The following is a 3,361-nucleotide window of genomic DNA, read 5'->3' as shown; positions in this document are numbered from 1 at the left end:
AACGATCTCCAAACAGAGGCCGTCAGTCTCGTCCCTCACACATGCAAACGTAAGGTGGGTCCAGAACACCGCTTACGTCAAAGCCGCAGTTCCAATGACAAACCTGTAGAGACTTTCAGATCTGACACGGAGGAACGGGAAAGAGCTTATGCTCTTTCCCGCCAATGTTTAACGCGACGCCTTGTAGTGCTTGGTGGCGATCTCAAACATCTCCTCCGGCGCGTAGTCCGGAGTGAAGGCCGAGGGCACGCCTGTGAGCTGATGGATCTTGCCACCGTCGGGCATGCCGTCAACCACCGTCAGTTCGCCCGGAGGATCGTCCGGTAGCGCCACCTCGCCGTTGCCCCAGATGCCCGCCATATCCTTGTAGTCGTCAGGACTGAATGTGTAGAGCCGCCTATGCGAGCCTTCGTCGAGGTACTTCTGGCATTCCGGGATGTTACCGAGCGGGATGTTTGGGGTCGGCAGCATCTTCTCGATCTCAACGCCGGTGATCTTCTTCAGCGCGAGCGCATAGGCGTGGGCATGAACCGAGCCGCGCACCAGCAGATGGCCACAGACCTCGCGGCCCGTGGGGTCGGTCAGGGTCTCATACACACGCAGCTTGTGCAGTCTTGCCCGCACTCGAGGTGGAAGTTGTGCAGCAGATCCAGCACGACGTTACCGGTTGTGGTGATGTAGTCATTGTTCCAGGACTGACCGTTGCTGTTGACCGGCATGGCGCCACCACCGCCTGACAGAAAGGCCGCGGCTAGACGGATGTCCCTCATGTCTTCAAAAGGCGCATCGGAAATGTCGGCACCGCCATCTTCGTCGTCATTGGCATCATCGGGACCATTGTTGAGCATGGCGACGCCATTGCTGACCAGTTCCACGTGGCCAAGCTCTTCGGCTGTGATGGCAGCAACCAGGCTGTAGAACGGGCGGAGCTTGCTTTTGCTGCGGAAGTTGAAGCTTTGGAACATGTAGTTCCCAAGGGTCGACATCTCCCCATACTTGCCGCCCAGGAGTTCCTGGAGGGCCGCAGCGGCGTTGGGGTCCTGACACTTCGGCGCTGGCAGATCGACCTGAAGTTTATCGACACGTAGGAACATGGAAGACCCTTCTTAAGGGTAAGGTCAGGAAACTGACCAGCGACCGTCCAGTTCCTCTGTGCCTAGTCTTCAAGATCCAGCCGGGCTGCTTTGTATGTCGGCCACCGATCAGACCCAGTCCGGAAGGGAGAGCCACACTGCATCGAAAGGAGTAGCTGGCTCGGCCGCGAAAGTGTTGATGGTGAAAGGTCACATTCGGTTAAGGACGCTCTTTGATCATGGTTGTGCAAAGGTCCGCTTCACTCTCCTTTTGCAGAAGCACGGTTAAGGTCGGCCCCGTGCCGGTTTCAGACAATGAGAGATCAAAAGCAGCGCCGGGATCGTCAGGCCAGACGACCAGGAATAAGGTATTCCCGCAGTAGAGGATCGGCAGGTGGTGAAACCGGGTGCCCCGTGGTACATTTGCAGATCTGAAGAGTGATCGAATTGACGGTCTGGCCGTGTGCTAAAAAGGCCGCTTCCTGGCGGCGTTCCAAGGCACCTAACATCGATTTACCGGCTTGACGCTTCGTAAGCGCGTTTGACGCCACATAACCTTGCAGAAGATTGGCGATGACCAAAACTGTCACATCCCTGTTCCAAAGAGAGCCGCACGCAACAGCCGCCGCGAGGCACTTGGAGCAGGCAGGAATCCCAAAAGCTGGGATCGACATTTGGTCTACCCCTCACAATCTGGCCCCTCGTCTGGAGGATGCGGGGGTGTCACGAGCTGATGCATATGCGTATGTGGAGGGTGTCCTCCGCGGCGGAACCATGGTCATTGTGAGCTGCAGCGAGGATGAAGTTGCTCAGGCTGTCAGTATTCTTGATCAGGAGGGTGTGCTGGATCTCGACGAGCAGCAAACCTCCTGGCGCTCTGAGGGGTGGCAGGAAAATACCACCGAAGGCCTAGCCGACAGTCTTAACAGGGGCTCGGACCTGACTGGTGCTAATCCCGACGGAGCCGGCGCTAACCGGCCAGACCCGATGAGCCATGGCCGCATCCGTGTCCAACCCAGCAAGATGGAGCGCCCAGTCCAGAAGTAGGTGCGCCATTGAAGCTGTCGGAGGGCAACGCCTGAAGGGCATATCATGACCCCATGCTGTCCGGTAAAGCTCCTAGGCCGCTGCGGACAACCCGCAACGCTCCAGCTTGGCTTCGGGTTTGACTCCTGCAAACTGAAAGAGCCTATGCTGTTCAGAGCCGTCGTGGCCGCTTTTCTCATCATGATCACCCAGGCTGCCGTGGCGCAGTTCTTGCCGCCATGGCCCAGCGATGCGCTCGCCCCCACCGCGCGTCCTCCCCGCAGTCGCAGTCTGCGCCCGGCCAACCGGCGGACGCACCATCACCTACCCTGAGGACAGACACTTGCTTGGCCCACGTCAAGGCTGCCGGTTTCGAGATCGAGCCGGCGGAGCCACAGCAAGTGTGGCTTGAGCTCGGCTGGAGCGAGACGCCAGTGCAGCTCAAGGACGTGCCGATTGCAACAAGACACGAGGCAGCAGTCCAGCTTACCCACGAGCCCATCCTGGCCTGCCGCTTCGCAGGTTCGCTGGATCGGGGCTTGGTCGCGCCCCTGATCGCCGGCACGAAGCAAACCGAGCTGACGGCGGTCCGGGGAAACAGCCGGAGGGCATTGGTGCGGGGACATCCGCACCAAGCGCGGCAACGGGTTGGATTGCTCAACTCACTGCGCAATCCTGCCGCCTAACGCTGCGGCGATCTTTGCGCTACCCTTTTGTCTCGGTGCCGATCGCATCCGGCCCTTTTCCATAAAGCGCCTTATTGGAGTTACGCGCTCCACGGGTCGTACTGTTTTGTGCTCGACGTCTGCTCTTTGAAGGGGGCGACATAAGCAAGTGTTAGTCTGATCATTTGCGCCATCCCCGGGCCAAGGCCATCGAACTGTTCAAGCCGGTCCGCATTCGCCCGGAGTTCGTCCATGGTCTGGATGTTCTCTCGTCGCAGCACCTCCCAGGCGATGGGCGGCAGATAGAGACCCTCAATAGGTCCTGCACAGGTGTCATAAAAATGGGTCATGGCAACCTCCAGAGCCTTGCGGACGGCAGCATGCTCATCTCGTCGGCGCCTGGATCATTTCTACCAGCAGTGGCTCACGATACGCCTCCACAGAGCGCACCACCAGCAATTTCATACACAGCCTTCTGCGGAGTTTTGACCCTCACTCGTGCGGTTCTGGATCAACGCAGCTGTCATCCAGAAGGTTGTGAAAGCTGATCCGAACTTTGCCGATGTGGCGGGTTGGGTCGGCCGCTGCTCCAAGGCC

3 protein-coding genes and 1 pseudogene are annotated in these 3,361 nt (G+C 59.0%); 1 reads left to right on the top strand and 3 read right to left on the bottom strand.

Going from position 1 to position 3,361, the window contains the following annotated elements; genetic code table 11:
* Positions 1-168 precede the first annotated feature (168 nt).
* A pseudogene (locus JKG68_RS31450) lies at positions 169-1,094 on the bottom strand (manganese catalase family protein).
* 323 nt (positions 1,095-1,417) lie between these two features.
* The gene (locus JKG68_RS31445; RefSeq protein ID WP_202066276.1) at positions 1,418-1,663 is read right to left on the bottom strand and encodes a hypothetical protein; all 246 of its coding nucleotides are present in this window, start codon (positions 1,661-1,663) and stop codon (positions 1,418-1,420) included.
* 783 nt (positions 1,664-2,446) lie between these two features.
* Here JKG68_RS31445 and JKG68_RS31440 point away from each other — a divergent pair.
* The gene (locus JKG68_RS31440; protein WP_202066274.1) at positions 2,447-2,785 is read left to right on the top strand and encodes a hypothetical protein; all 339 of its coding nucleotides are present in this window, start codon (positions 2,447-2,449) and stop codon (positions 2,783-2,785) included.
* A gap of 80 nt (positions 2,786-2,865) precedes the next feature.
* On the opposite strand, the gene JKG68_RS31435 is transcribed toward JKG68_RS31440, so the two are convergent.
* On the bottom strand, positions 2,866-3,114 hold the full coding sequence (locus JKG68_RS31435) for a hypothetical protein (protein WP_202066272.1): 249 nt from the start codon (positions 3,112-3,114) through the stop codon (positions 2,866-2,868).
* Positions 3,115-3,361: the final 247 nt, after the last annotated feature.

Origin of the sequence: Microvirga aerilata (genome assembly GCF_016743775.1) — a bacterium.
GTDB lineage: Bacteria > Pseudomonadota > Alphaproteobacteria > Rhizobiales > Beijerinckiaceae > Microvirga > Microvirga aerilata.
The sequence above is the reverse complement of the archived record's forward strand: the minus strand, read 5'-3'. Positions and strand labels throughout refer to the sequence as shown.